The sequence below is a fragment of the Pseudomonas sp. GW823-FHT04A03 genome, from assembly GCF_058796615.1.
Map to the genome: position 1 here is coordinate 116797 of NZ_JBXAIV010000009.1, position 23988 is coordinate 140784.

General features: G+C 62.7%; 19 protein-coding genes. 13 read left to right on the top strand and 6 right to left on the bottom strand.

Annotated elements, in window-relative coordinates; translation table 11 throughout:
- Positions 1-9 precede the first annotated feature (9 nt).
- Positions 10-2289, top strand: a complete 2280-nt coding sequence (gene ptsP, locus AC1Q9F_RS21495) for a phosphoenolpyruvate--protein phosphotransferase (RefSeq protein ID WP_007953470.1) — start codon at positions 10-12, stop codon at positions 2287-2289.
- Between the two features lie 33 nt (positions 2290-2322).
- Here ptsP and AC1Q9F_RS21500 read toward each other — a convergent pair whose 3' ends face one another.
- Positions 2323-3069 carry an NRDE family protein gene (locus AC1Q9F_RS21500; RefSeq protein ID WP_492620922.1) on the bottom strand — a complete coding sequence of 249 codons (747 nt, stop codon included), beginning with the start codon at positions 3067-3069 and terminating at the stop codon, positions 2323-2325.
- Between the two features lie 131 nt (positions 3070-3200).
- Here AC1Q9F_RS21500 and AC1Q9F_RS21505 point away from each other — a divergent pair, with 131 nt between their 5' ends.
- The 3 genes from AC1Q9F_RS21505 to AC1Q9F_RS21515 all read left to right on the top strand — a co-directional run bounded on the left by AC1Q9F_RS21505 (position 3201) and on the right by AC1Q9F_RS21515 (position 5917).
- Complete coding sequence (locus AC1Q9F_RS21505) at positions 3201-3983, top strand: sulfite exporter TauE/SafE family protein (RefSeq protein ID WP_492620923.1); 783 nt, start codon at positions 3201-3203, stop codon at positions 3981-3983.
- A 96-nt stretch (positions 3984-4079) separates the two neighbouring features.
- A complete protein-coding gene (gene lgt / locus AC1Q9F_RS21510; protein WP_007953463.1) occupies positions 4080-4895 on the top strand; it encodes a prolipoprotein diacylglyceryl transferase in 816 nt (271 codons plus the stop codon).
- A gap of 50 nt (positions 4896-4945) precedes the next feature.
- Positions 4946-5917: a thymidylate synthase gene (locus AC1Q9F_RS21515; protein ID WP_011336420.1), complete on the top strand. Its 972-nt coding sequence runs from the start codon at positions 4946-4948 to the stop codon at positions 5915-5917.
- Positions 5918-6040: 123 nt separating this feature from the next.
- On the opposite strand, the gene cadR is transcribed toward AC1Q9F_RS21515, so the two are convergent.
- On the bottom strand, positions 6041-6490 hold the full coding sequence (cadR, locus tag AC1Q9F_RS21520; protein WP_007953454.1) for a Cd(II)/Pb(II)-responsive transcriptional regulator: 450 nt from the start codon (positions 6488-6490) through the stop codon (positions 6041-6043).
- A gap of 84 nt (positions 6491-6574) precedes the next feature.
- On the opposite strand from cadR, the gene AC1Q9F_RS21525 reads away from it, so the two are divergent.
- The 7 genes from AC1Q9F_RS21525 (at position 6575) to AC1Q9F_RS21555 (ending at position 15685) form a co-directional block, all read left to right on the top strand.
- Entirely contained in the window at positions 6575-8830 is a 2256-nt protein-coding gene (locus AC1Q9F_RS21525; protein WP_492620924.1) for a heavy metal translocating P-type ATPase, read from the top strand.
- Between the two features lie 16 nt (positions 8831-8846).
- Positions 8847-9710 carry a LysR family transcriptional regulator gene (locus AC1Q9F_RS21530; RefSeq protein ID WP_007953452.1) on the top strand — a complete coding sequence of 288 codons (864 nt, stop codon included), beginning with the start codon at positions 8847-8849 and terminating at the stop codon, positions 9708-9710.
- Positions 9711-9942: 232 nt separating this feature from the next.
- Positions 9943-11019 carry a putative 2-aminoethylphosphonate ABC transporter ATP-binding protein gene (locus AC1Q9F_RS21535; RefSeq protein WP_007953451.1) on the top strand — a complete coding sequence of 359 codons (1077 nt, stop codon included), beginning with the start codon at positions 9943-9945 and terminating at the stop codon, positions 11017-11019.
- The gene (locus AC1Q9F_RS21540) at positions 11019-12743 is read left to right on the top strand and encodes a putative 2-aminoethylphosphonate ABC transporter permease subunit (protein ID WP_119427510.1); all 1725 of its coding nucleotides are present in this window, start codon (positions 11019-11021) and stop codon (positions 12741-12743) included. The genes AC1Q9F_RS21535 and AC1Q9F_RS21540 overlap by 1 nt, the downstream gene beginning before the upstream one ends.
- 48 nt (positions 12744-12791) lie before the next feature.
- Positions 12792-13817: a putative 2-aminoethylphosphonate ABC transporter substrate-binding protein gene (locus tag AC1Q9F_RS21545; protein WP_085709032.1), complete on the top strand. Its 1026-nt coding sequence runs from the start codon at positions 12792-12794 to the stop codon at positions 13815-13817.
- 174 nt (positions 13818-13991) lie between these two features.
- Positions 13992-15125: a TIGR03364 family FAD-dependent oxidoreductase gene (locus AC1Q9F_RS21550; protein ID WP_492620925.1), complete on the top strand. Its 1134-nt coding sequence runs from the start codon at positions 13992-13994 to the stop codon at positions 15123-15125.
- Positions 15125-15685 carry a phosphonate degradation HD-domain oxygenase gene (locus tag AC1Q9F_RS21555; protein ID WP_492620926.1) on the top strand — a complete coding sequence of 187 codons (561 nt, stop codon included), beginning with the start codon at positions 15125-15127 and terminating at the stop codon, positions 15683-15685. The genes AC1Q9F_RS21550 and AC1Q9F_RS21555 overlap by 1 nt, the downstream gene beginning before the upstream one ends.
- Before the next feature lie 10 nt (positions 15686-15695).
- On the opposite strand, the gene AC1Q9F_RS21560 is transcribed toward AC1Q9F_RS21555, so the two are convergent.
- Both AC1Q9F_RS21560 and AC1Q9F_RS21565 read right to left on the bottom strand, forming a co-directional pair.
- Entirely contained in the window at positions 15696-17081 is a 1386-nt protein-coding gene (locus AC1Q9F_RS21560; RefSeq protein WP_492620927.1) for a GTPase/DUF3482 domain-containing protein, read from the bottom strand.
- Positions 17074-18447 carry a DUF2868 domain-containing protein gene (locus AC1Q9F_RS21565; RefSeq protein WP_492620928.1) on the bottom strand — a complete coding sequence of 458 codons (1374 nt, stop codon included), beginning with the start codon at positions 18445-18447 and terminating at the stop codon, positions 17074-17076. The genes AC1Q9F_RS21560 and AC1Q9F_RS21565 overlap by 8 nt, the downstream gene beginning before the upstream one ends.
- A gap of 85 nt (positions 18448-18532) precedes the next feature.
- On the opposite strand from AC1Q9F_RS21565, the gene AC1Q9F_RS21570 reads away from it, so the two are divergent.
- Positions 18533-19045, top strand: coding sequence for a dihydrofolate reductase (locus tag AC1Q9F_RS21570; protein ID WP_492620929.1), 513 nt, complete (start codon positions 18533-18535; stop codon positions 19043-19045).
- Between the two features lie 125 nt (positions 19046-19170).
- Here the strand turns inward: AC1Q9F_RS21570 and AC1Q9F_RS21575 are convergent, their stop codons facing one another.
- Entirely contained in the window at positions 19171-20562 is a 1392-nt protein-coding gene (locus tag AC1Q9F_RS21575) for an L-cystine transporter (protein ID WP_492620930.1), read from the bottom strand.
- Positions 20563-20802: 240 nt separating this feature from the next.
- Between AC1Q9F_RS21575 and AC1Q9F_RS21580 the strand changes: the two genes are divergently transcribed.
- The gene (locus AC1Q9F_RS21580) at positions 20803-21864 is read left to right on the top strand and encodes an HAD family hydrolase (RefSeq protein ID WP_085605918.1); all 1062 of its coding nucleotides are present in this window, start codon (positions 20803-20805) and stop codon (positions 21862-21864) included.
- Positions 21865-21925: 61 nt separating this feature from the next.
- Here AC1Q9F_RS21580 and ilvD read toward each other — a convergent pair whose 3' ends face one another.
- Positions 21926-23767 (bottom strand): dihydroxy-acid dehydratase, encoded by a 1842-nt coding sequence (ilvD, locus tag AC1Q9F_RS21585; protein ID WP_096817537.1) that lies wholly within the window; start codon positions 23765-23767, stop codon positions 21926-21928.
- Positions 23768-23988 lie beyond the last annotated feature (221 nt).

Here is a 23988-nt window from a genome sequence, read left to right on the forward strand (position 1 = left end):
CCCCGAGCCATGCTCAATACGCTGCGCAAGATCGTCCAGGAAGTTAACTCCGCCAAGGATCTCAAGGCGGCGTTGGGGATTATTGTGTTGCGCGTCAAAGAGGCCATGGGCAGCCAGGTCTGCTCGGTCTACCTGCTTGATCCAGAGACCAACCGCTTCGTGCTGATGGCCACCGAGGGCTTGAACAAGCGCTCGATCGGCAAGGTCAGCATGGCACCCAACGAAGGTCTGGTCGGCCTGGTCGGCACGCGTGAAGAACCCCTGAACCTCGAAAACGCCGCGGATCACCCGCGCTACCGCTACTTCGCCGAAACCGGCGAGGAGCGCTACGCCTCGTTCCTCGGGGCGCCGATCATTCACCACCGCCGCGTCGTCGGCGTGTTGGTCATCCAGCAAAAAGAACGCCGCCAGTTCGATGAAGGTGAAGAAGCCTTCCTCGTGACCATGAGCGCGCAGCTCGCGGGCGTAATCGCCCACGCCGAGGCCACCGGCTCGATCCGTGGCCTGGGCCGTCAGGGCAAGGGCATCCAGGAAGCCAAGTTCGTCGGCGTGCCGGGTTCGCCGGGTGCGGCGGTCGGTACCGCGGTGGTCATGCTGCCACCAGCGGATCTGGACGTGGTGCCGGACAAGACCATCACCGACATCGACGCGGAACTGGCGCTGTTCAAGACCGCCATCGAAGGCGTGCGCGCCGACATGCGTGCGTTGTCGGCCAAACTGGCGACCCAGCTGCGTCCGGAAGAGCGCGCGCTGTTCGACGTCTACCTGATGATGCTCGACGATGCCTCGCTGGGCAGCGAAATCACCAACGTGATCAAGACCGGCCAGTGGGCCCAGGGCGCGTTGCGTCAGGTCGTGACCGATCACGTCAACCGTTTCGATTTGATGGACGACGAGTACCTGCGTGAGCGGGCGTCGGACGTCAAGGACCTGGGCCGCCGCCTGCTCGCCTACCTGCAGGAAGAGCGTCAGCAGAACCTGGTCTACCCGGAAAAGACCATTCTGGTCAGCGAAGAACTGACGCCGGCGATGCTCGGCGAGGTGCCGGAAGGCACGCTGGTCGGTCTGGTATCGGTGCTCGGTTCGGGTAACTCCCACGTCGCGATCCTGGCACGGGCCATGGGTATCCCGACGGTGATGGGTGTAGTCGACTTGCCATACGCCAAGGTCGATGGCATTCCGATGATCGTCGACGGGCTCAAGGGTGAAATCTATACCAACCCGAGCGAAGTGCTGATCAAGCAGTTCGCCGAGGTGGTGGAAGAAGAGAAACAACTGGCGCTGGGCCTCGACTCCCTGCGCGATCTGCCGTGCGTGACCCTCGATGGCCACCGCATGCCGCTGTGGGTCAACACCGGCCTGTTGGCCGATGTGGCGCGGGCGCAGAAGCGCGGCGCCGAAGGCGTTGGTCTGTACCGCACCGAAGTGCCGTTCATGATCAACCAGCGCTTCCCGAGCGAGAAGGAACAACTGGCGATTTACCGCGAGCAGCTTGCCGCGTTCCACCCGCAACCGGTGACCATGCGCAGCCTGGACATCGGCGGTGACAAGTCGCTGTCGTACTTCCCGATCAAGGAAGACAACCCGTTTCTCGGCTGGCGCGGGATTCGCGTCACCCTCGACCACCCGGAAATCTTCCTGGTGCAGACCCGCGCGATGCTCAAGGCCAGCGAAGGCCTGAACAACCTGCGGATCCTGCTGCCGATGATCTCCGGCATCCACGAGCTCGAAGAGGCGCTGCACCTGATCCACCGGGCCTGGGGCGAAGTGCGCGACGAAGGCACCGACGTGCCGATGCCGCCGGTGGGCGTGATGATCGAAATTCCTGCGGCGGTTTACCAGACCAAAGAGCTGGCGCGGATGGTGGACTTCCTGTCGGTCGGCTCCAACGACTTGACCCAGTATCTGCTGGCGGTGGACCGCAACAACCCACGGGTGGCCGATCTTTACGACTACCTGCACCCGGCGGTGCTGCAAGCCCTGCAAACCGTAGTGCGCGACGCCCATGCCGAAGGCAAGCCGGTGAGCATCTGCGGCGAGATGGCCGGTGACCCGGCAGCAGCGGTGCTGTTGATGGCGATGGGTTTCGACAGTCTGTCGATGAACGCCACCAACCTGCCGAAGGTGAAATGGATGCTGCGTCAGATCAACCTGAGCAAGGCCAAGGATCTGCTGGCGGAATTGATGACCATCGATAACCCGCAGGTTATCCACAGCTCGCTGCAACTGGCGCTGAAGAACCTCGGACTGGCGAAGATGGTCAATCCGGCGGCGGTCAAACCGCTCTAGAAAGACAAGATCGCAGCCTTCGGGCTGCGATCTTTATATATTGACCTCCACTTCCCCCAGATGCCCGCCATACGGCCCGAAACTGCGCTCCACCATCCGCCGCGTCCCGTCCGCCTGCACAATCAACGCCGTACTCGCCCGCGTCCCGTAACTTTGGCTGGCAATAAACACACTCGACAACAACGACTCGGTCGCCAGCCCCACGCCGGTATCCGGCAGATCAGCAAACGGCGCCGTTTGCGCATCCCCCAACAACGCCAACAAACGCTCGGGCTGCGGATCATCCAGCACCGCACTCAATGCCGCCTTCGCCTTGAGCAGTTTCGGCCACGGCGTATCCAGTCCCGCGTTTGAAAGTCCGTAGACGCCGGGCTGCAGCATTACCGGTTCCGAAGACCGCGCATTGAAATGCCACAGCTCGTTGGCATTGCCCAGCAGCAGATTGAACCCGGCATAGTCCGGCGAACGGGCGACAACGTCGGACAAATAGTCATCGATCGACAGCGTTCCGGTCAGAAACCCAGCCACCAGCTCGCCCCGAGAGCGTCGCGCCGGCGGCTGATGCGGATCGCGAATGTTGGTCAGCGCCGCAAAGCGACCGTTGGCGCCAAGACCGAGCCAGGTTCCACCGGCCTCAAGATCCCGGCCGGCATGAACATGCGGCGACTCGGGCCACTGGGCCAACGGCAGGCTGGGCCGGGCGTAGAATTCGTCACGGTTGGCCGCGACGATCAGCGGCTGGGCATGCCCCGGTCGCCAGGCGAAAACAATCAGGCACATAAGGTGGTCCTTGTGTGTTTTTTGCCCACTCTACGCAGACATCGTCCGTGCATCCATCGCCAGTGGAGCCGAAGGGTATCCATCCGTTACCATGCCGCTCCGGTTTTGGGGACGCGCCTTGGGAGGCAGTCATGGAATTTCTGCTCTATCTGGCGCTGGGCGCCTGTGCGGGCGTACTGGCCGGGCTGTTCGGGGTGGGCGGCGGGATCATCATCGTGCCGGTGCTGGTGTTCAGTTTCACCTTACAGGGCTTCGACCCGTCGATCCTGACCCATCTGGCGGTCGGCACGTCCCTGGCGACGATCATCTTCACGTCGGTCAATGCCGTGCGCGAGCATCATCGACGCGGCGCCGTGCGCTGGCCGATCTTCAAGTGGATGACCGTCGGCATCCTGCTCGGCGCCGGTTTCGGTGCGCTGACCGCCGAGGCGATCTCCGGGCCCAACCTGCAAAAGATCATCGGTGTGTTCGCCCTGGTGATCGCCGCGCAGCTGGCGCTGGACGTCAAACCCAAGGCCAGCCGAACGGTGCCCGGCAAGCTCGGTCTGACCATGGCCGGCAGTGTGATCGGCTGGGCCTCGGCGATTTTCGGGATTGGCGGCGGCTCGCTGACCGTGCCGTTCCTGACCTGGCGCAGCGTGCCGATGCAGCAGGCCGTGGCGACATCGTCGGCCTGTGGCCTGCCAATCGCTGTCGCAAGTGCAATAAGTTTCATGATTCTGGGCTGGCATGATCCGTTGCTGCCGGCCCATAGTCTCGGTTTTGTGTATTTGCCGGCACTGCTTGGCATTGCGCTGACCAGCATGGTGTTCGCCCGTCTCGGCGCGCGGCTGGCGCACAGGTTGTCGCCGAAGTTGCTGAAACGGCTGTTCGCGACTTTGCTGTTTTGCGTGGGCCTGAGCTTTCTGTTCTGAGCCGTCTGTTTTGGCAGGTCGCAATCCTGGCTTAATCCTGAGGTGACAGCGTCGCCCGGGAATTTTTGAAGATTTGAATGCTAACGAGGAGTCGCAATGCTGCCTTACCCGCAGATCGATCCGGTGGCTTTGGCCATCGGTCCGCTGAAAATCCACTGGTACGGCCTGATGTACCTGGTCGGCATCGGCGGCGCGTGGCTGCTGGCATCGCGCCGGCTCAACCGTTTCGACCCGACCTGGACCAAGGAAAAACTCTCCGACCTGGTGTTCTGGCTGTCGATGGGGGTGATTGTCGGCGGGCGTCTGGGCTATGTGCTGTTCTACGACCTGAGCGCCTACATCGCCAACCCGACGCTGATTTTCGAAGTGTGGAAGGGCGGCATGTCGTTCCACGGCGGTTTCATCGGCGTGATGCTGGCCGCGCTGTGGTTCGGCAAGCGTAATGGCAAGTCGTTCTTCCAGCTGATGGACTTCGTCGCGCCGATGGTGCCGATCGGCCTGGGCGCCGGGCGCATCGGCAACTTCATCAACGCCGAGCTGTGGGGCAAGGCCACTGACGTGCCGTGGGCCATGGTGTTCCCGCCGTTCAGCGACCCGGCGCAACTGCCGCGTCACCCGTCGCAGCTGTATCAGTTCGCGCTCGAAGGCGTGGCGCTGTTCCTGATCCTCTGGCTGTTCTCGCGCAAGCCGCGACCAACCATGGCGGTCTCGGGCATGTTCGCGCTGTTCTATGGCATCTTCCGTTTCATCGTCGAATTCGTCCGCGTGCCGGACGCGCAACTGGGCTATCTGGCCTGGAACTGGCTGACCATGGGTCAGGTACTCTGCGTACCGATGATCATCGGCGGGCTGTTCCTGATCTGGCTGGCCTACCACCGCGCCCCGGCGGCGCCGGTTGCACCGACAGCTTAAATATTCGAACCCCGGCGCCGTTTGCCGGGGCTCAAGGACACAGGTAACTCATGAAGCAATATCTCGATCTGGTGTCGCACGTCATCAACAACGGCACCAAACAGGCCAACCGTACCGGCGTGAACACCATCAGCTTTCCGGGCGCCATGCTGCGCTTCGATCTGCAGGAAGGTTTCCCGGCGATCACCACCCGCAAGATGGCCTTCAAATCGGCCATCGGCGAGATGTGCGGCTTTCTGCGTGGCGTGAACAACGCCGCCGAATTCCGTGCGCTGGGCTGCAAGGTCTGGGATCAGAACGCCAACGAAAACGCCCAGTGGCTGGCCAACCCGTTCCGCCAGGGCGAAGACGACCTCGGCGAAATCTACGGTGTGCAATGGCGCAAGTGGCCGGCGTACAAGCAGATCCCGCTGAGCAACACAGCCGCCATCGAACAAACCCTGAGCAACGGCTACAAGCAGATTGCCCAGGGCGAAGAAGACGGCCAGGCCTACGTGGTCTTGTACAAAGCCATCGATCAGGTGCGCCAGTGCGTCGACACGATCATCAAGGATCCGGGTAGCCGCCGCATCCTGTTCCACGGCTGGAACTGCGCCCAGCTCGATGAAATGGCCTTGCCGCCGTGCCATCTGCTGTACCAGTTCCACCCGAATGTCGAGACCAAAGAGATCTCTCTGACCCTCTACATCCGCTCCAACGACCTGGGCCTGGGCACGCCGTTCAACCTCACCGAAGGCGCCGCGCTGCTGAGCCTGATCGGTCGCCTGACCGGCTACACGCCGCGCTGGTTCACCTATTTCATCGGTGACGCCCACGTCTACGAAAACCACCTGGACATGCTCAACGAACAGCTCAAGCGCGAGCCGTTCGCCATGCCGAAGCTGAAGATTTCGGACCGCGTGCCGGAGTTTGCCAAGACGGGTGTGTACCAGCCGGAATGGCTGGAGCTGGTGGAGCCGAGCGACTTCTCGCTGGAAGGCTACGAGCACCATGCGCCGATGACTGCGCCGATGGCGGTCTGACAGGCAATGTAAAAAACTGTGGGAGCGAGCTTGCTCGCGAAAGCGTCGGGTCAGTCGATATTTTTACCAACTGACACTCCGCCTTCGCGAGCAAGCTCGCTCCCACAGTGTTATGTGGTGTGCTCAGTGGCCGTGACTACGGCCCACATGCGAATGCTCAACCTCCGCCGCCACAACCCCGCCACTCACTTCCAGCCGCTGCAAAATCCCGCATTGATCCGCCTCCGGCCCTTCGCCACACCGCTGGCGCAGGTCGAGCAGTTGCGTCTGCAATGCCAGTAGCCCGTCGATCCGCGCCTTGACGTGCTGGATGTGCTCGTCGATCAGCGCATTCACGCTTTCGCATTGATCCTGCGGGCTGTCGCGCAAGGCGAGCAGGCTGCGGATTTCTTCGAGGGTCATGTCGAGGGTGCGGCAGTTGCGGATGAAGGTCAGGCGCTCGGCGTGGGCCTGGGTGTAGACGCGGTAGTTGCCGTCGCTGCGGGCCGGTTCCGGCAGCAGGTTTTCGCGTTCGTAGTAGCGGATGGTTTCCACGGCGCAATCGGTCTGTTTCGCCAGTTCTCCGATCTTCATGACGGCAATCTCCAAAAGGGTGCTTGACCCTATAGTGGCTACAGGGTCTTTACTTGGCAACAGGCACCTTCATGGACGCGACCAATGAGCGATTCCCTGCACACCCACAAGCCCGGCGACGGGCACGATCACAGTCAAAAACTGCAGCCTGTGCATAAACATGCCCACGGCGGCGATTCCTGCTGCTCATCGAAAGCCGCCGCGCCGTCACTGGTGCAACTGAGCGAGGCAAAAAGCGCCGATGCCCGGCTGAGCAGCTTCCGTATCGAGGCAATGGACTGCCCGACCGAACAGACGCTGATCCAGAACAAGCTCGGCAAACTGGCCGGGATCCAGCAACTGGAATTCAACCTGATCAACCGCGTGCTCGGCGTGACCCACAACCTGCCGGACACCGCGCCGATCATCGACGCGATCAAATCCCTGGGCATGCAGGCCGAGCCGCTGGAGGCGGGCGTCGAAGCGCCAACGCCAGCGCCGGTGAAAAAACACTGGTGGCCGCTGGCACTGTCCGGCGTCGGTGCGCTGGCCGCTGAAGTGATCCACTTCACCAGCGCCGCCCCGACCTGGGTGGTCGCGATCATCGCGCTGATCTCGATCCTCAGCGGCGGCCTGACCACCTACAAGAAGGGCTGGATTGCCCTGAAGAACCGTAATCTCAACATCAACGCCCTGATGAGCATCGCCGTGACCGGCGCCGTGTTGATCGGCCAATGGCCGGAAGCGGCGATGGTGATGTTCCTGTTCACCGTGGCCGAGCTGATCGAAGCGCGCTCGCTGGACCGCGCGCGCAACGCCATCAGCGGTCTGATGCAGATGACGCCGGAGCAAGCGACGGTGCTGCAGGCGGACGGCAACTGGGTCGAACTCGACGTCAAAAGCGTCGATCTTGGAACCCGAGTGCGAGTGAAGCCCGGTGAGCGCATCGCGCTGGACGGTGAAGTAGTCAGCGGCAGTTCGACCATCGATCAGGCGCCGATCACTGGCGAAAGCCTGCCGGTGGAGAAAACCGTCGGCGACAAGGTTTTTGCGGGCACCATCAACCAGGCCGGTTCGCTGGAATACACAGTGACCGCCGCGGCGAACAATTCCACCCTGGCGCGGATCATCCACGCCGTGGAACAGGCGCAAGGCGCACGGGCGCCGACCCAGCGCTTCGTCGATCAATTCTCGAAAATCTACACCCCGGTGGTCTTCGTCCTGGCGCTGGCCGTGGCGATCATCCCGCCGCTGTTCATGGGCGCCGCGTGGTTCGACTGGATCTATCGCGCGCTGGTGCTGCTGGTGGTCGCTTGCCCGTGTGCGCTGGTGATTTCCACCCCGGTGACCATCGTCAGCGGCCTCGCCGCAGCGGCGCGCAAAGGCATTCTGGTCAAGGGCGGCGTGTACCTGGAGGGCGGTTTCAAGCTCGACTATCTGGCCCTCGACAAGACGGGCACCATCACCCACGGCAAACCGGTGCAGACCGATTACCTTTCTCTCGACCCGACCGCTGACGCTACGGCCCCGGCGATTGCTGCCGCGCTGGCCGGGCGTTCCGATCACCCGGTGTCGCTGGCCATCGCCAATGCGGCTGCGGATAAAGGGTTCGCGGCGCTGGTTGTGGATAACTTCGAAGCGTTGGCCGGCCGTGGGGTAAAAGGCGAGGTCAACGGTCAGGTCTACCACTTGGGCAACCATCGTCTGGTGGAAGAACTGGGCCTGTGCTCGCCGCAACTGGAAGAAAAACTGTTCGCGCTGGAGAAGCAGGGCAAGTCCGTGGTGCTGCTGCTCGACCGCTCCGGCCCGCTGGCATTGTTCGCCGTGGCCGACACGGTCAAGGAAACCAGCCGCGAGGCGATCCGCCAACTGCACGAACTGGGCGTGAAAACCCTGATGCTCACCGGCGACAACGTCCACACCGCGCAGGCGATTGCGGCGCAGGTCGGGATCGATCAGGCCAAGGGCGACCTGCTGCCGACCGACAAACTGCAAGCCATCGAAGAACTGTATGTGCAGGGTCGTCGGGTCGGCATGGTCGGCGACGGCATCAACGATGCGCCGGCATTGGCTCGGGCCGAGATCGGTTTCGCCATGGCCGCGGCCGGCACCGATACGGCGATTGAAACCGCCGATGTCGCCCTGATGGACGACGATCTGCGCAAGATTCCGGCCTTCATCAGCCTATCGCGCCATACCGCCGCTATCCTCAAACAGAACATCGCGCTGGCGCTGGTGATCAAAGCGATCTTTCTTGGGGTAACCTTCGCCGGGCTCGCCACCATGTGGATGGCGGTGTTTGCCGACATGGGCGTAAGCCTGCTGGTGGTGTTCAACGGTTTGCGCCTGCTGCGCAAATAGAGGAAGAGGGACAGTTGTGCTGAGTGCCGAGCTGAAAGCGTTTTACATGGTGGCCCGCCTGGGCAGCATCACGCTGGCGGCGAAAAAGCTCGGCCTCAGCCAACCGACCGTAACCACCCAGATCCGCAATCTGGAAAGCCAGTATTCGGTGGAGCTGTTCTACCGTGGCGGCCGGCGTCTGAGTGTCAGCGACGAAGGTGCGCGGCTGTTGCCGATGGTCAAGGCGTTGTTGCAGCAGGAAGCCGATATCGAGTTCTTCCTGCGCAACAGCGGCCAGGTGCAGGGCACGCTGCGCATCGCCGCGACCGCGCCGTATTACATCCTCGATCTGGTGAAGACCTTCCGCGAGCGCTTGCCGCAGGTAGAAGTGTCGGTGGAAATCGGTAATTCACAGCAGGTGCTCGAAGCGCTGGAGGATTACCGGGTGGATGTCGCGGCGTCGTCGCAGTTGCTAGACGATGCACGGCTGATCCGTCGGGTGCTGGGCAGCGATCCGCTGGTGCTGGCGGTGCATCGCAATCATCCGCTGGCGGCGCACGACCATGTGACGCTGAGTGCATTGGCCGGGCATACCTTGCTGATGCGCGAATCCGGCTCGACCACCCGTCGCCTCACCGAAGAATTGCTGGCCAGCGCCGGGGTCAGTTTCGGCCCGTTGCTGGAGATCGGCAGCCGCGAATCGATCCGCGAAGCGGTGCTGCGCAACATCGGCATCAGCATCATTGCCCGCCAGGAAGTGCCGCACGATCCGCAGTTGCGGGTGTTGACGCTCGAAAATGCGCCGCAGATTCCCGAATACCTTTACTGCCTCAAGGAGCGCAAGAATGCGCGCTTGCCGGCAGCGTTTCTCGGACTGGCGCAGGAAATGTCCCCGGCCTGAAAGATTTACATCGGCCATGCCGATGCCTTCGCGAGCAAGCTCGCTCTCACAGGAAGAGTGCATTTCAATGTGGGAGCGAGCTTGCTCGCGAAGGCGTCAAATCAGGCAGCACACGACTTACAGGTTGAACCAAAATCCCTGAATACCACTATCGGTCGATTTTGCCTTGTTGCCATATGACCGACGCATTACAACTCTAGGATTCGTCTCATCTGCTTGATGAGGCCTGTCCATGAACCCTGCAATCGCAACTGCCCTGACCAACCCCGGCGCACCGATGAAAGTGCGCGGCGTGCAGAAGCGCTTCGGCGCTTTCACGGCGCTGGATAACGTCTCCCTCGATGTCGCGGCCGGTGAGCTGGTGTGCCTGCTCGGCCCGTCGGGCTGTGGCAAGACCACGCTGCTGCGTTGCATCGCCGGTCTGGAAAAGCAGGACAGCGGCGAGTTGTACCTTGGCGAGCGCGACGTTTCCCACCTCGCGCCCCAGGCTCGGGACTACGGCATCCTGTTCCAGTCCTACGCGCTGTTCCCCAATCTGACCGTCGAAGCGAACATTGCCTACGGCCTCGCCGGCAGTGGTCGCGATGAAGTGCGCCGTCGCGTCGGTCAGATGCTGGAACTGGTCGGCCTCACCGGCAGTGAGAAAAAGTACCCGGGCCAGTTGTCCGGCGGCCAGCAACAACGGGTGGCACTGGCCCGCGCTCTGGCCCCCGCGCCGTCGCTGTTGCTGCTCGACGAACCGATGTCGGCCCTCGACGCCCGGGTCCGCGAGCATCTGTGCACCGAGCTGCGCCAGCTGCAACGCAACCTCGGCATCACCACCCTGATGGTCACCCACAATCAGGACGAAGCCATGCTGATGGCCGACCGCATCGCCGTGATGAACAACGGTAAGGTCGAGCAGTACGCCACACCGCAGGAAATCTACAACCGCCCGGCCACGCCGTTCGTGGCCGAGTTTGTCGGTCAGGGCAACTGGCTGCCGTTCCAGCGCAGCAGCGACAGCCACGCCAAGGTCGGCGGGATGAACCTGCGCCTGGCTGACGGCAGCGTCCACAGCCCGTCGGGCCGGCTGTTCTGCCGCCCGGAAGCGATCAACGTCAATCCGCTGGTGCACGAAGAAAACCTGTTCCCGGCCAAGGTCCGCGAGATCACTTTCCTCGGCAACCGTTGCCGCATGAGCTTCGAACTCGATCAATTGCCCGGCCATGCCTTGCTCGCCGAACTGGCACCGGAAGCCATGCCGCGCCTCGGCGCCCAGCAGATCATGGTCGCCTTGCCGCCACGCAGCCTGCAGGTGTTTGCCTGATGAACAGCAACCTCGCACTGCCGCTACCGCAAAAGCAGGCGCGGCAGGTGTCCGGGGCCGAGGTCGGTGACCGGATCTTCGTCCTCGGCGGCAAACTTCTGCTGCTGGTGTTGCTCGGTGTGGCGGTGCTGTTGCCATTGCTGGCGATCTTCTGGCGCGGTTTCAGCAGCGAAGCCGGGCAGGGCGGTGGCTGGCTCGCCGCCAAGGAGCTGGTGACCAGCGACAATTTCCATTGGCTGCTCGGTAACAGCCTGAAAGTTTCCCTCAGCGTCGCGGCTATCGTCGTACCGCTGGCCTACCTGTTTGCCTACGCCTTGCAACGCACATTGATTCCGGCAAAAGGCATCTGGCGCGGGATTTCGCTGCTGCCGTTGATGGCGCCGTCGATGCTGCCGGGGATTGCGCTGGTCTATCTGTTCGGCAATCAGGGCATGTTGCGCGGGCTGCTGTCGGACAACATCTACGGTTTCTGGGGGATTGTTCTGGGTGAGGTGATCTACACCTTCCCACACGCCTTGATGATTTTGCTGTCAGCCCTGTCGCTGGCGGATGCACGACTGTTCGACGCCGCGTCGAGCATGGGCGCCAGTCCGGCGAAAGCTTTCCGTAGCATCACTTGGCCGGCGACCCGTCAGGCCGTATTCGCCGCATTCTGTCTGGTGTTCACCCTGACCATCACCGATTTCGGTGTGCCGGTGGTGGTCGGTGGCGACTACCAAGTGCTGGCGCTGGAAGCCTACAAAGCGGTGGTCGGCCAGCAGCAATTCGGTCGCGGTGCATTGATCGGCATGGTTCTGCTGCTGCCGGCGCTGTTCAGCTTCGGCGTCGATGCCTGGCTGCGTCGTCGTCACGGCGACTCCATGAGCGGCCGTGCCCAGGTGTTCAAACCGGCGCCGTCGAAGAAGCGCGACGCCTGTTATCTGGCCATCGTCCTGCTGATCAGCGCGGCGTTGCTGCTGGTGTTCGGCATGGCGGTGTTCTCGTCGCTGGTGAAGTTCTGGCCGTACAACCTGTCGCTGTCGCTCAACCACTATCAGTTCAACGAGACCGCCGGCGGTGGCTGGCTGGCCTACGGCAACAGTCTGAAGATGGCGCTGGGCACGGCGTTGATCGGCAGCGTGCTGATCTTCACCGGCGCCTACCTGATGGAAAAGACCCGCAGCCAGCGCGGCCTCAATCTGACCCTGCGCATGCTCAGTTTCGTACCGATGGCGGTGCCGGGGCTGGTGCTGGGTCTGGGTTATGTCTTCTTCTTCAACCTCACCGGCAACCCGCTGCATGTGCTGTACGGGACCATGACCCTGCTGATCGTCTGCACCATCGCTCACTATCTGACCACTGCGCAGATGACCGCCACCACCGCACTGCGTCAGCTCGACGCCGAGTTCGAAGCCGCCGCGCTGTCGCTCAAGGCGCCGCTGTACCGGCATTACCTGCGGGTCACCGTGCCGATCTGCCTGCCGGCGCTGCTGGACATCGTGCGCTACCTGTTCGTCTCGGCCATGACCACAGTGTCCGCCGCGATCTTCCTCTACAGCCCCGACACCATCCTCGCGGCGGTGGCGGTGCTGAACATGGATGACGCCGGCAACGTCGGCGGTGCGGCGGCGATGTCGACCCTGATTCTGTTCACCTCGGCGGGCGTGTCCTTGCTGCTGGCGTGGGCTTCGCGCGGCTTGCTGCGCCGTTCCCAGGCCTGGCGGCAAACGGCGCCAGGCCACTGATATCCCCAACCTCAACTCATCTCTTTAATCCGAGAAAGGAAAACGATCATGTTCAAGCCTATGGCCCTGGCCGCTGCTGTGCTCGCTACTTTCAGCCTGAATGCCTTCGCGGCAAAAACCGAGTTGACGGTGTACACCGCCCTCGAAGCCGAGCAACTGACCGCCTACAAGGCTGCGTTCGAAAAGGCCAACCCGGACGTCGAGATCAAGTGGGTGCGTGATTCCACCGGGATCATCACCGCCAAGTTGCTGGCCGAGAAGGACCGCCCGCAGGCTGACGCGGTATGGGGCCTGGCCGCTTCGAGCCTGGCGATCCTCGACCAGCAAGGCATGCTGCAAAGCTATGCGCCGAAGGATCTGGGCAAGATCGGTGCGAACTACCGCGACGCCGCCAACCCGCCAGCCTGGGTCGGCATGGACGTCTGGGCCGCGACCATCTGCTTCAACACCGTCGAGGCCGAGAAGCAGGGCCTGACCAAACCGGTGAGCTGGCAGGACCTGACCAAGCCTGAGTACAAAGGCAAGATCGTGATGCCGAACCCGGCCTCGTCCGGCACCGGTTTCCTCGACGTCAGCGCCTGGCTGCAAACCTTCGGCGAGAAACAGGGCTGGGCCTACATGGATGGTCTGCACCAGAACATCGGCCAGTACGTTCACTCCGGTTCCAAGCCTTGCAAACTGGCGGCGGCGGGCGAATTCCCGATCGGTATCTCCTTCGAATATCCGGCCGTTCAGCTGAAACGTCAGGGCGCGCCGCTGGACATCATCCTGCCGAAGGAAGGCCTGGGCTGGGAGATCGAAGCGACTGCCGTGATCAAAGGCACGCCGCACGAAGAAGCCGCGAAGAAACTGGCCGACTTCTCCGCCAGCGCCCCGGCGATGGATCTGTACAAGGAAAACTTCGCCGTCCTCGCTCAGCCGGGCATCGCCAAACCACAGACCGAACTGCCGGCCGACTACGAGCAGCGCCTGATCAAGAACGACTTCGCCTGGGCCTCGAAGAACCGCGACGAGATCCTGACCGAATGGCGCAAGCGCTATGACGGCAAGTCCGAGAAAGTCGCTGCCAAGTAAATCTTCTTACCCGATCGTTCCCTGACGGAGCGTTGATCGTTCCCACGCTCCGCGTGGGAATGCAGCCAAGGACGCTCTGCGTCCTCTGTGACGCAGAGCGTCACGGTATTCATTCCCACGCAGAGCGTGGGAACGATCAAGCGGCTGGATGCGGAAACGATCATTGGGGGCTTCATGACACAACACAAAGACTTGTTGATCGTCGGCGCCGGCATCCTGGGCCTGTCCCACGCCTATGCCGCTGCCCGGCGCGGTCTCAAGGTCACTGTTTTCGAGCGCACCGCCACGCCCATTGGCGCCTCGGTACGCAACTTCGGCCAGGCGCTGGTCACCGGCCAGCCACCGGGCCCGATGCTCGAACTGGCCAAGGCCAGCCGCGACATCTGGGGCCAGTGGGCGCAGCTCGCCGGCCTGCAACTCAAGCGCAACGGCTCGTACCTGTTCGCCCGCACCGAGGCCGAAGAGCACTTGCTCGAAGCTTTCTGCGCCGGGCGCGCCGTGGAGCACGACTACCGCGTCGAACTGCTGCGTGGTGACGCGTTGCGCGATCTGTATGGCGGCCAGTTCAGCCATCACCGCGCCGCGCTGCACGGCATGGACGATCAACAGCTGTATTCCCGGGAAGCGATTCCGGCGCTGATCGAATACCTGCGCCGCGAGCTCGACGTTGAGTTTCACTTCTCGACGCTGGTTCGCGACGTCGAGCCTGGGCGCCTGCAAAGTACTGCCGGCACATTCTCCGCCAAGCAGATCATCGTCTGCTCCGGCCACGATTATCAGACCTTGCTGGCCGAGCCGATTGCCGCCCTCGACCCGCAAATCTGCCGCCTGCAAATGCTCCGCGCCCGACCGCAGATCGACCTGAACTTGCAACACGCCTTGCTCACCGGCCTCAGCTGCGTGCATTACGGCGCTTTCGCTGACTTGCCGGAGGCGGCGGCGGTGCAGGCGCAAATCCTGCGCGAACAACCGCACTTGCAGGAAAACGGCATTCACCTGCTGATCAGCCCGACGCCGTATGGCGAACTGATCATTGGCGACTCGCACCATTACGGCAGCGATCCGTCGCCGTTCAACGCAGAACAGGTCGACAACTGGATGCTCGAACTGGCCGAACAGACCCTCGGCTGCAAGGTGCAGGTGGTCGAGCGCTGGCAGGGTGTCTATGGTTCTCGGGGGCCGGGGCCGTTTTCATTCCTGCGTCCGGCACCGGGGCTGAGCGTGGCGCTGATGCACAGCGGCGTCGGCATGAGCGTCGGCCCGGCCATGGCCGAGCGCAATGTTGCACAGCTATTTGGAGAGCACTGATGTTGAGTCACGAACAAGTCATCGACCGGGTGTTCGGCCTCTATGAGCGCTTCGGCGCCAGCGACTACATCGGCGAACCGGTGTCGCAGATCGAACACATGTCCCAGGCGGCGCAACTGGCCATCGCCGAAGGCTTTGACGACGAAGTGGTGCTCGCCGCGTTCTTCCATGACATCGGCCACTTGTGTGCCGAAGGCGCGGAGAACATGGGCGGTTACGGCGTGGTCAGCCACGAACGCCTCGGCGCGGACTACTTGCGTGAGGCCGGCTTCAGCGAACGCCTGGCGCGGCTGGTGGAATATCACGTCCAGGCCAAGCGCTATCTGACGCTAAGGGGGTCGGGCTATTACGACCGTTTGAGCGAAGCCAGCCGCCGCACCCTGGAGTATCAGGGCGGGGTGATGACCGAGGCTGAAGCCGATGCGTTCGAGCAGGATCCGTTGTGCGCCGTCAGCTTGCGAATGCGCCAGTGGGATGAGCTGGCGAAGGAAATGGCGGTGCCGGTGATGGATCTGTCTGTTCTAAAGCGCAAGGCTGAAGTTTTGTTGTCGACCGGGTGAGGGCGCGGATCTAAAGCTCAAGCACTTTCCCTACCAACAACTCAATCTGCTCCTGCCGCTCCGCCTGATTCAGTTTCGGATGCGGATTCAGCGAAGACCATTGCGGATGCGCCCGCGCTTTGTTCAGCGCCTCCGGCAGCTTGCCTTCGCGCCAGGTCTTGTCCTGCGGCGTGGCCACCTGAATGCTGTCCAGCGCCGCATGGCCTCGGTCATTCAGCGCTTGCAGCAGTTGCCGTTGACGCAGGGCCAGCAGGCGCAACACGTTGTCGTCGACCGTCAGCTCTCGCTGCCCTTTGATCTTGCCGAGCAGGCGGTTGCCATAGCTGCGGGCGGTTTGCAGGGCGCCGCCGGCAATGGCTCCGGCCAGGGCGGCGGCGCCGAGGGTGATGCCGCCGACCAGCAGGTCCACACCCGCACCGGCTGCGGCACCGGCGGCGATTCCGCCGCCGACCCGCACGCCAAGCTGCTTGAGGGTTTCCGGGTTGAACAGGTCATCGCCCCAACGCCCGTCGAGCAGCGGCAGATCGCTGGCGGCGGCGTCCTGCGGGCGGAAAGCGTAGAGTTTGAGCAGCGCCTCGACGCACTTCTGTTCGCGTTGACGCACGGCTTTGCGCAGTTCGCTGATGGCTTGTTGTTCCTGTTCGGCGTTGCTCGCCACACTGCGCCGGCAGGCGGCGCAGTCGATCAGCAATTCGGCGATCAGGCGCGCGGCACTTTGCTCGCGGGCGAGGCGTTGGGACTGTTGATCGGCGATCAAGCGTTCAAGTTGTGGGCGGGCGTTTTCCAGCAACAGTGCGAGGCTTTCATACAGCCGCCGTTCGCCGTCTTCGGGCGGGGCGACGCTGTCGAAACGCACCAGTGCATGCAGGCCGAGGCGCGCCAGTGCTTCACGCCAGTCCGGTTCGCGGTGGTTGGCGCTGCTGACGAAATTCAACACCGGCAGCAACGGTTTGCCGCAACTGGCCAGCACTTCCAGTTCATCGCGGTACTTGGCCAGCACCGGTTCGCGTGCATCGATCACGTACAGGCCGGCATCGGAATCGAGCAGTTGCCGCAGCACTTTGGCTTCCTGTTCGAAACGCTGGCGCGCTTCGCTGCCGTCGAGAAACCGCGCCAGCCGCGCCGGGCCATCGAGGCGTTCACCGGGGCGCTCCAGACGCTCAAGAAAATCCAGCAGGGCGATGGCATCTTCCAGGCCCGGCGTGTCGTAGAGGTCGAGCAACGGCTCGCCATCCACCGACAACCGCGCGCCTTCGACATGCCTCGTCGTGCTCGGGCGATGGGAGACTTCGCCGAAGCCGACGTCGCGGGTCAGGGTGCGCAACAACGAAGTCTTGCCGACGTTGGTGTGGCCGACCACCGCCAGTTTCAGCGGCGCTTTCCAGGCATCAGTCATGTCCGTGCTCCAGCCAGTTCAACGGGGCGCAATCAGCGAACGGCAGCTCCAGCTGTTGCAATGCCACGTGCCAGTCACCGAGGCGTTCGGCGTCCAGCGCCTGACCTTGCGGCGCCTGCAACAGCCAGACGCGGGTCGCGGCGGCATTGCGCGCCAGCTCGGCAATCAGCGCCAGGCTGCCGCGATCCGGTGAACGCCGTGGGTCGCAGGCAATCGCGAGGCGCGCCGGCGGGAAGCGGCTGAGTTGTTCGAGCAGTTTGTTGCGCGATTCACGGCTGTCGAGGATGCCGGCGTTGCTGACGTTTTTCGGCAGTGTCGGCGGCCATGGGTGTTGATCGTCGAGTTCGATTGCCACGAGCAACGCCCCGTCGCTGGCGTGTTCGCCGACGGTGCTTTCGACGCGGTGCAATTGCGCAGGTTCCGGGTCGGTGATGCCGAGGCGTTCGCTGGTCGGCATCAGGCGTTCGCGCAGTTGGGCGTAACCGGGCAGGTTCAGGTCCAGACGCAACGCCGCTTTGCCGCTGTTCCAGCGCCAGAAGCAAAACAGCGCCAACAGCAGGCGCGGCAGCACGCCGTACACCACCAGCACGCCGACCAGCCAGGTCGCCCAGGCCTGTCGGGCGCTTTCGATGTTCAGCGCGGTGTCGCCGCTGGCGCGGATCATGTCCACGGTCGGCACGTTAAAGCCCAGCAGCGCCGGCAAGGCGCCGAAAGCCTGAGTCATGTTGATGAACGTGTCGGCACTGAGAATCGTGGTTTCCCAGACGAACCCGTAGCGCCGGGTCGCCATCAGCGTCAGCAGCAAAACCAGCGCGCTGAACATCGCCAGCAGCCACAGGCCATTGACCAGCGTGCCGAGCGCCCAGCGATTGAGTTTCTGGCGTTGCAGCATCAACAGCAGGGCCGGCGCCAGTTGTGCAGCCTTGGCATCGCGGGCAAGTTTTTCACTGAGCCAAAGCCACAAGCGGCCGAGGGTGGCGCCGTGTTCACCAGCGAAGATCAGCCCCAGCGCCCAGCTCAACAGCAGAATCAGGTTCAGCCCGAGCAGACTGCCCAGGGCCCAGAACACATTGACCGGCGTTTGGCCCAATGCGGCAAAGGCCAGCCCGGCGCCGCTCAATACGGCGAAGATCGCCAGCAACACCAGCGCCAGGCGCGCGCCTTGCAGCCAGTGCTTGAGCGCCGAGGTCAGGCCGTCGCGCTCGGCCAGCCACAGGGCGCGGCGTTGAATGCGTCCCGGCAGGTCGCCGCCGGCCGCGCGGGCCAGGCGATTGGCTTCCAGATCGTCCAGCGGGCCTGCGTGTTCTTCGCGCAGGCGCACGGTTTCGGTGAGCCAGAGGTTTTGCAGTGAAGTCAGTTCAGTCACGCGGCATCCCGTTGCTTGATTGAGCCGTGAGCATAACCGCTGTGGCGCTTATCGGGGTAAGCGCGGCTCTGGTATCCTCGCCGGCATGACTAAAACACTCCCCCTCAGCCTGATCGCAGCCCTCGGTGAAAACCGCGTGATCGGCGTCGACAACAGCATGCCCTGGCACCTGCCGGGGGACTTCAAATACTTCAAGGCCACGACGCTCGGCAAACCGATCATCATGGGCCGCAAGACCTGGGATTCGTTGGGTCGTCCGTTGCCGGGCCGTCTGAATCTCGTGGTCAGCCGTCAGGCCGGCCTGGTGCTGGAAGGCGCGGAAGTCTATCCGTCGCTGGAAGCCGCCGTGGTTCGCGCCGAAGAATGGGCGAAAGAGCAGGGCGTCGACGAGTTGATGCTGATTGGCGGGGCGCAGTTGTATGCGCAAGGGCTGGCGCAGGCGGATCGTCTGTATCTGACCCGTGTGGCGCTGAGCCCGGAAGGCGATGCGTGGTTTCCGGAGTTCGATCTGAACCAGTGGAAACTGGTGTCGAACGTGCCGAATCCGGCTGAAGGCGACAAACCGGCTTACAACTTCGAGGTGTGGGAGCGGGTTTAGCTCGATCGTGTGATCGTTCCCACGCTCCGCGTGGGAATGCAGCCCGTGACGCTCTGCGTCACTGGACGCGGAGCGTCCCTAGAGGCATTCCCACGCAGGAGCGTGGGAACGATCAGTATCAAGACTTACGCCTGAGCAAGCTCCGCATGCTCATCGGCATCCAGCAGTGCCTTGTCGGTCTGCTGCATCGCCTGGCTGGTAATCGCGCCAGCGGTGATCGAACCGCTCACGTTCAGCGCTGTGCGACCCATGTCGATCAGCGGCTCGACCGAAATCAGCAACGCCACCAGCGAAACCGGCAAGCCCATGGCCGGCAGCACGATCAGCGCGGCGAAGGTCGCACCGCCACCCACGCCCGCCACACCGGCCGAACTCAAGGTCACAATCGCCACCAGCGTCGCGATCCACAGCGGATCCAGCGGGTTGATGCCGACCGTTGGCGCAACCATCACCGCCAGCATTGCCGGGTACAGACCGGCGCAGCCGTTCTGGCCGATGGTCGCGCCGAACGATGCGGCGAAGCTTGCCACCGATTGCGGAATGCCCAGACGACGGGTCTGTGCTTCGATGCTCAGCGGAATGCTCGCGGCGCTGGAGCGGCTGGTGAACGCGAAGGTCAGCACCGGCCAGATCTTGCGGAAGAAGCGCAGCGGGTTGATCCCGGCCGCCGACACCAGCAGACCATGCACCACGAACATCAGGCCCAGACCGAGGTACGACACCACCACGAAACTGCCGAGCTTGATGATGTCCTGCAGGTTGGAACCGGCGACCACTTTGGTCATCAGCGCCAGCACGCCGTACGGGGTCAGCTTCATCACCAGACGTACCAGACGCATCACCCAGGCCTGCAGGGTGTCGATGGCGTTGATCACTTTCTGACCTTTCTCGACGTCATCCTTGAGCAGTTGCAGCGCGGCAACCCCCAGGAACGCGGCGAAGATCACCACGCTGATGATCGAGGTCGGCTTGGCCCGCGCCAGGTCGGCGAACGGGTTCTGCGGGATGAACGACAGCAGCAGTTGCGGCACATTCAGGTCGGCGACCTTGCCGGCGTATTCGGTCTGAATGGTTTGCAGACGGGCCATTTCCTGAGTGCCGGCGACCAGGCCTTCGGCGGTCAGGCCGAACAGGTTGGTCAGGCCGATGCCGATCAGCGCGGCAATGGCTGTGGTGAACAGCAGCGTGCCGATGGTCAGGAAGCTGATCTTGCCCAGCGACGATGCGTTGTGCAGACGGGCCACGGCGCTGAGGATCGAGGCGAACACCAGCGGGATCACGATCATTTGCAGCAGTTGCACGTAACCGTTGCCGACCAGATCGAACCAGCCGATCGAGGCTTTCAGCACCGGGTTGCCGGCACCGTAAATCGTGTGCAGCGCGACGCCGAATGCCACGCCCAGCACCAGCGCGAGCAGGACTTTTTTCGCCAGGCTCCACGAGGTGTGACGGGTTTGCGCCAGGCCGAAGAGCAGGGCGAGGAACACCAGCAAGTTGAGAATCAGGGGCAGATTCATGAGGACTCCAGAAAAGACTGTGCCAACAACCTTCCGGGGCTGTTGCGAACCGGCAAGCCTAACAGTTTGATCTACAATGATTTAATACCGAAATCAAAGGTCGTCCGTCGTTTTTGGAATAAGCGGGTGTCGCTCTCGGGGATGCAGCTGGCGCGAAACGGACGTGGACGGTCGCTGACAGACGGGGACTGTCACATTTATTTGTTAGCGTCGATTTCTTTGACCCAGGGAGAAGCGCCAATGAAGTTTGCACCGAAATTTCTGGCTGTCGCACTGACTGTGGGGATGGGCCTGGCCACTCAGGCATTCGCCACCGACCTGAAACACTGGCCGGCGGATCAGGCCAAGGCACTGGACGCGATGATTGCCGCCAACGCCAACAAGGGTAACTACGCGGTGTTCGACATGGACAACACCAGTTACCGCTACGACCTCGAAGAGTCGTTGCTGCCGTTCATGGAAAACAAGGGCCTGATCACCCGCGACAAGCTCGACCCCTCCCTGAAACTGATGCCGTTCAAGGACACCGCCGACCACAAGGAAAGCCTGTTCAGCTACTACTACCGCCTCTGCGAAGTCGACGACATGGTCTGCTATCCATGGGTCGCGCAGGTGTTTTCCGGCTTCACCCTCAAGGAACTCAAGGGCTACGTCGATGAGCTGATGGCCTCGGGCAAGCCGGTGCCGGCGACTTATTACGAAGGTGACGTGGTCAAGAACCTGGATGTGAATCCGCCGAAGATCTTCACTGGCCAGAAAGAGCTGTACAACAAACTGATGGAGAACGGCATCGAGGTCTACGTGATGACCGCCGCCTCCGAGGAACTGGTGCGCATGGTCGCGGCCGATCCGAAGTACGGCTACAACGTCAAACCGCAGAACGTGATCGGCGTGACCACGTTGCTGAAGAACCGCGAGACCGGCGAGCTGACCACCGCGCGCAAGCAGATCACCGCCGGCAAATATGACGAGAAAGCCAACCTCGGCCTCGAGTTGACCCCGTACCTGTGGACCCCGGCGACCTGGATGGCCGGCAAGCACGCGGCAATCCTGACCTACATCGACGAGTGGAAAAAACCGGTACTGGTGGGTGGTGACACGCCGACCAGCGACGGCTACATGCTGTTCCACGATGTGGACGTGGCCAAGGGCGGCATTCACCTGTGGGTCAACCGCAAGGACAAATACATGACCCAGATCCAGGGCATGATGGCCAAACACGCGGCGGCCCAGGCGAAAGAAGGTTTGCCGGTGACGGCGGACAAGAACTGGGTGATCGTGAAGCCGGAAGAGATTCAGTAAGTCTCAAGGCAAAAAAATGCCCCGCACTTGGCGGGGCATTTTTATGCGCGACAGTTAAGCATTACAGCCCGTCGAGCATCGCCTTGTTACGCACCGCACCCTTGTCGGCGCTGGTCGCCAGCAGGGCGTAGGCCTTGAGGGCGGTGGTCACTTTACGTGGACGAATTTCCACCGGTTTCCAGCCCTTCTTGTCCTGTTCGACCCGGCGTGCCGCCAGTTCTTCATCGCTGATCAACAGATTGATCGAGCGGTTTGGAATGTCGATCAGCACCTTGTCACCGTCCTGCACCAGACCGATCGCGCCGCCGGCCGCAGCCTCTGGCGAAGCGTGACCGATGGACAGGCCGGAAGTACCGCCGGAGAAACGGCCATCGGTCAGCAGGGCGCAGGCTTTGCCCAGGCCTTTGGATTTCAGGTACGAAGTCGGGTAGAGCATTTCCTGCATGCCCGGGCCGCCTTTCGGGCCTTCGTAGCGAATGATGACGATGTCGCCTTCTTTCACTTCGTCGGCGAGGATGCCGCGCACGGCGCTGTCCTGGCTTTCGAAGATCTTCGCGTTGCCTTCGAAGACGTGGATCGACTCGTCGACGCCGGCGGTTTTCACCACGCAGCCGTCAAGGGCGATGTTGCCGTACAGCACGGCCAGGCCGCCTTCTTTCGAATAGGCGTGTTCGAAGCTGCGGATGCAGCCGTTTTCACGGTCGTCGTCCAGGGTTTCCCAACGGGTCGACTGGCTGAACGCGGTCTGCGTCGGAATGCCGGCCGGGCCTGCCTTGAAGAAATGGTGCACGGCTTCATCGTCGGTCTGGGTGATGTCCCACTTGGCGATGGCTTCTTCCATGCTGCGGCTGTGCACGGTCGGCAGGTCGGTGTGCAGCAGGCCGCCACGGGCCAGCGAACCGAGGATGCTGAAGATGCCGCCGGCGCGGTGCACGTCTTCCATGTGGTACTTCTGGATGTTCGGCGCGACTTTGCACAGCTGCGGCACGACGCGCGACAGGCGATCGATGTCGCGCAGGTCGAACGCAATCTCGGCTTCCTGGGCAGCGGCCAGCAAGTGCAGGATGGTGTTGGTCGAACCGCCCATGGCGATGTCGAGCATCATCGCGTTCTCGAACGCCTTGAAGTTGGCGATGTTGCGCGGCAGTACCGATTCGTCGTTCTCGCCGTAGTAGCGTTTGCACAGCTCGACGATGGTGCGGCCGGCCTGCAGGAACAGTTGCTCGCGGTCGCTGTGGGTGGCCAGGGTCGAACCGTTGCCCGGAAGTGCAAGGCCCAGGGCTTCGGTCAGGCAGTTCATCGAGTTGGCGGTGAACATGCCGGAGCACGAACCGCAGGTCGGGCAGGCGCTGCGCTCGTACTCGGCAACCTTCTCGTCAGAAGCGCTGGAGTCGGCGGCGATCACCATGGCGTCGACGAGGTCGAGACCGTGGCTGGCCAGTTTAGTCTTGCCGGCTTCCATCGGGCCGCCGGAGACGAAGATCACCGGGATGTTCAGGCGCAGGGCGGCCATCAGCATACCGGGGGTGATCTTGTCGCAGTTCGAGATGCAGACGATGGCGTCGGCGCAGTGGGCGTTGACCATGTACTCGACGGAGTCGGCGATGATCTCGCGGCTCGGCAGCGAATAGAGCATGCCGTCGTGGCCCATGGCGATGCCGTCGTCCACGGCGATGGTGTTGAATTCTTTTGCAACGCCGCCAGCGCGTTCGATCTCACGGGCAACCAGTTGGCCCAGGTCCTTCAGGTGAACGTGGCCCGGTACGAACTGGGTGAAGGAGTTGGCAATGGCGATGATCGGCTTCTTGAAGTCGTCATCTTTCATCCCGGTGGCGCGCCACAGTGCGCGGGCGCCGGCCATGTTGCGGCCGTGGGTGGATGTTTTCGAGCGGTAATCTGGCATGGAGCACTCCGGGCGGCTAATCAGGTATCAAAAGGGAGTGAGCTTCTATTGACGTCTGGAACACTCAGAAATGGCCGTGTGTCCTGATGTTGCCGATGACGTTGCGGGATCGCCGCTGGTCTCAGCCTGAGCTCATAAACCCGCCGGGGATGAATGGCGATGAATCTCGCGATTCTACACCGCTGGCGTCAGGAGGGAATGGCGCAAAGCGTTGTTCCAGT

What these genes read in the sequence shown, in the direction of transcription:
- ptsP (WP_007953470.1), top strand. Translation starts at nt 10, where the DNA reads ATGCTCAATACGCTGCGCAAGATCGTCCAGGAAGTTAACTCCGCCAAG.
- AC1Q9F_RS21500 (WP_492620922.1), bottom strand. Translation starts at nt 3,069, where the DNA reads ATGTGCCTGATTGTTTTCGCCTGGCGACCGGGGCATGCCCAGCCGCTG.
- AC1Q9F_RS21505 (WP_492620923.1), top strand. Translation starts at nt 3,201, where the DNA reads ATGGAATTTCTGCTCTATCTGGCGCTGGGCGCCTGTGCGGGCGTACTG.
- lgt (WP_007953463.1), top strand. Translation starts at nt 4,080, where the DNA reads ATGCTGCCTTACCCGCAGATCGATCCGGTGGCTTTGGCCATCGGTCCG.
- AC1Q9F_RS21515 (WP_011336420.1), top strand. Translation starts at nt 4,946, where the DNA reads ATGAAGCAATATCTCGATCTGGTGTCGCACGTCATCAACAACGGCACC.
- cadR (WP_007953454.1), bottom strand. Translation starts at nt 6,490, where the DNA reads ATGAAGATCGGAGAACTGGCGAAACAGACCGATTGCGCCGTGGAAACC.
- AC1Q9F_RS21525 (WP_492620924.1), top strand. Translation starts at nt 6,575, where the DNA reads ATGAGCGATTCCCTGCACACCCACAAGCCCGGCGACGGGCACGATCAC.
- AC1Q9F_RS21535 (WP_007953451.1), top strand. Translation starts at nt 9,943, where the DNA reads ATGAACCCTGCAATCGCAACTGCCCTGACCAACCCCGGCGCACCGATG.
- AC1Q9F_RS21540 (WP_119427510.1), top strand. Translation starts at nt 11,019, where the DNA reads ATGAACAGCAACCTCGCACTGCCGCTACCGCAAAAGCAGGCGCGGCAG.
- AC1Q9F_RS21545 (WP_085709032.1), top strand. Translation starts at nt 12,792, where the DNA reads ATGTTCAAGCCTATGGCCCTGGCCGCTGCTGTGCTCGCTACTTTCAGC.
- AC1Q9F_RS21550 (WP_492620925.1), top strand. Translation starts at nt 13,992, where the DNA reads ATGACACAACACAAAGACTTGTTGATCGTCGGCGCCGGCATCCTGGGC.
- AC1Q9F_RS21555 (WP_492620926.1), top strand. Translation starts at nt 15,125, where the DNA reads ATGTTGAGTCACGAACAAGTCATCGACCGGGTGTTCGGCCTCTATGAG.
- AC1Q9F_RS21560 (WP_492620927.1), bottom strand. Translation starts at nt 17,081, where the DNA reads ATGACTGATGCCTGGAAAGCGCCGCTGAAACTGGCGGTGGTCGGCCAC.
- AC1Q9F_RS21570 (WP_492620929.1), top strand. Translation starts at nt 18,533, where the DNA reads ATGACTAAAACACTCCCCCTCAGCCTGATCGCAGCCCTCGGTGAAAAC.
- AC1Q9F_RS21575 (WP_492620930.1), bottom strand. Translation starts at nt 20,562, where the DNA reads ATGAATCTGCCCCTGATTCTCAACTTGCTGGTGTTCCTCGCCCTGCTC.
- AC1Q9F_RS21580 (WP_085605918.1), top strand. Translation starts at nt 20,803, where the DNA reads ATGAAGTTTGCACCGAAATTTCTGGCTGTCGCACTGACTGTGGGGATG.
- ilvD (WP_096817537.1), bottom strand. Translation starts at nt 23,767, where the DNA reads ATGCCAGATTACCGCTCGAAAACATCCACCCACGGCCGCAACATGGCC.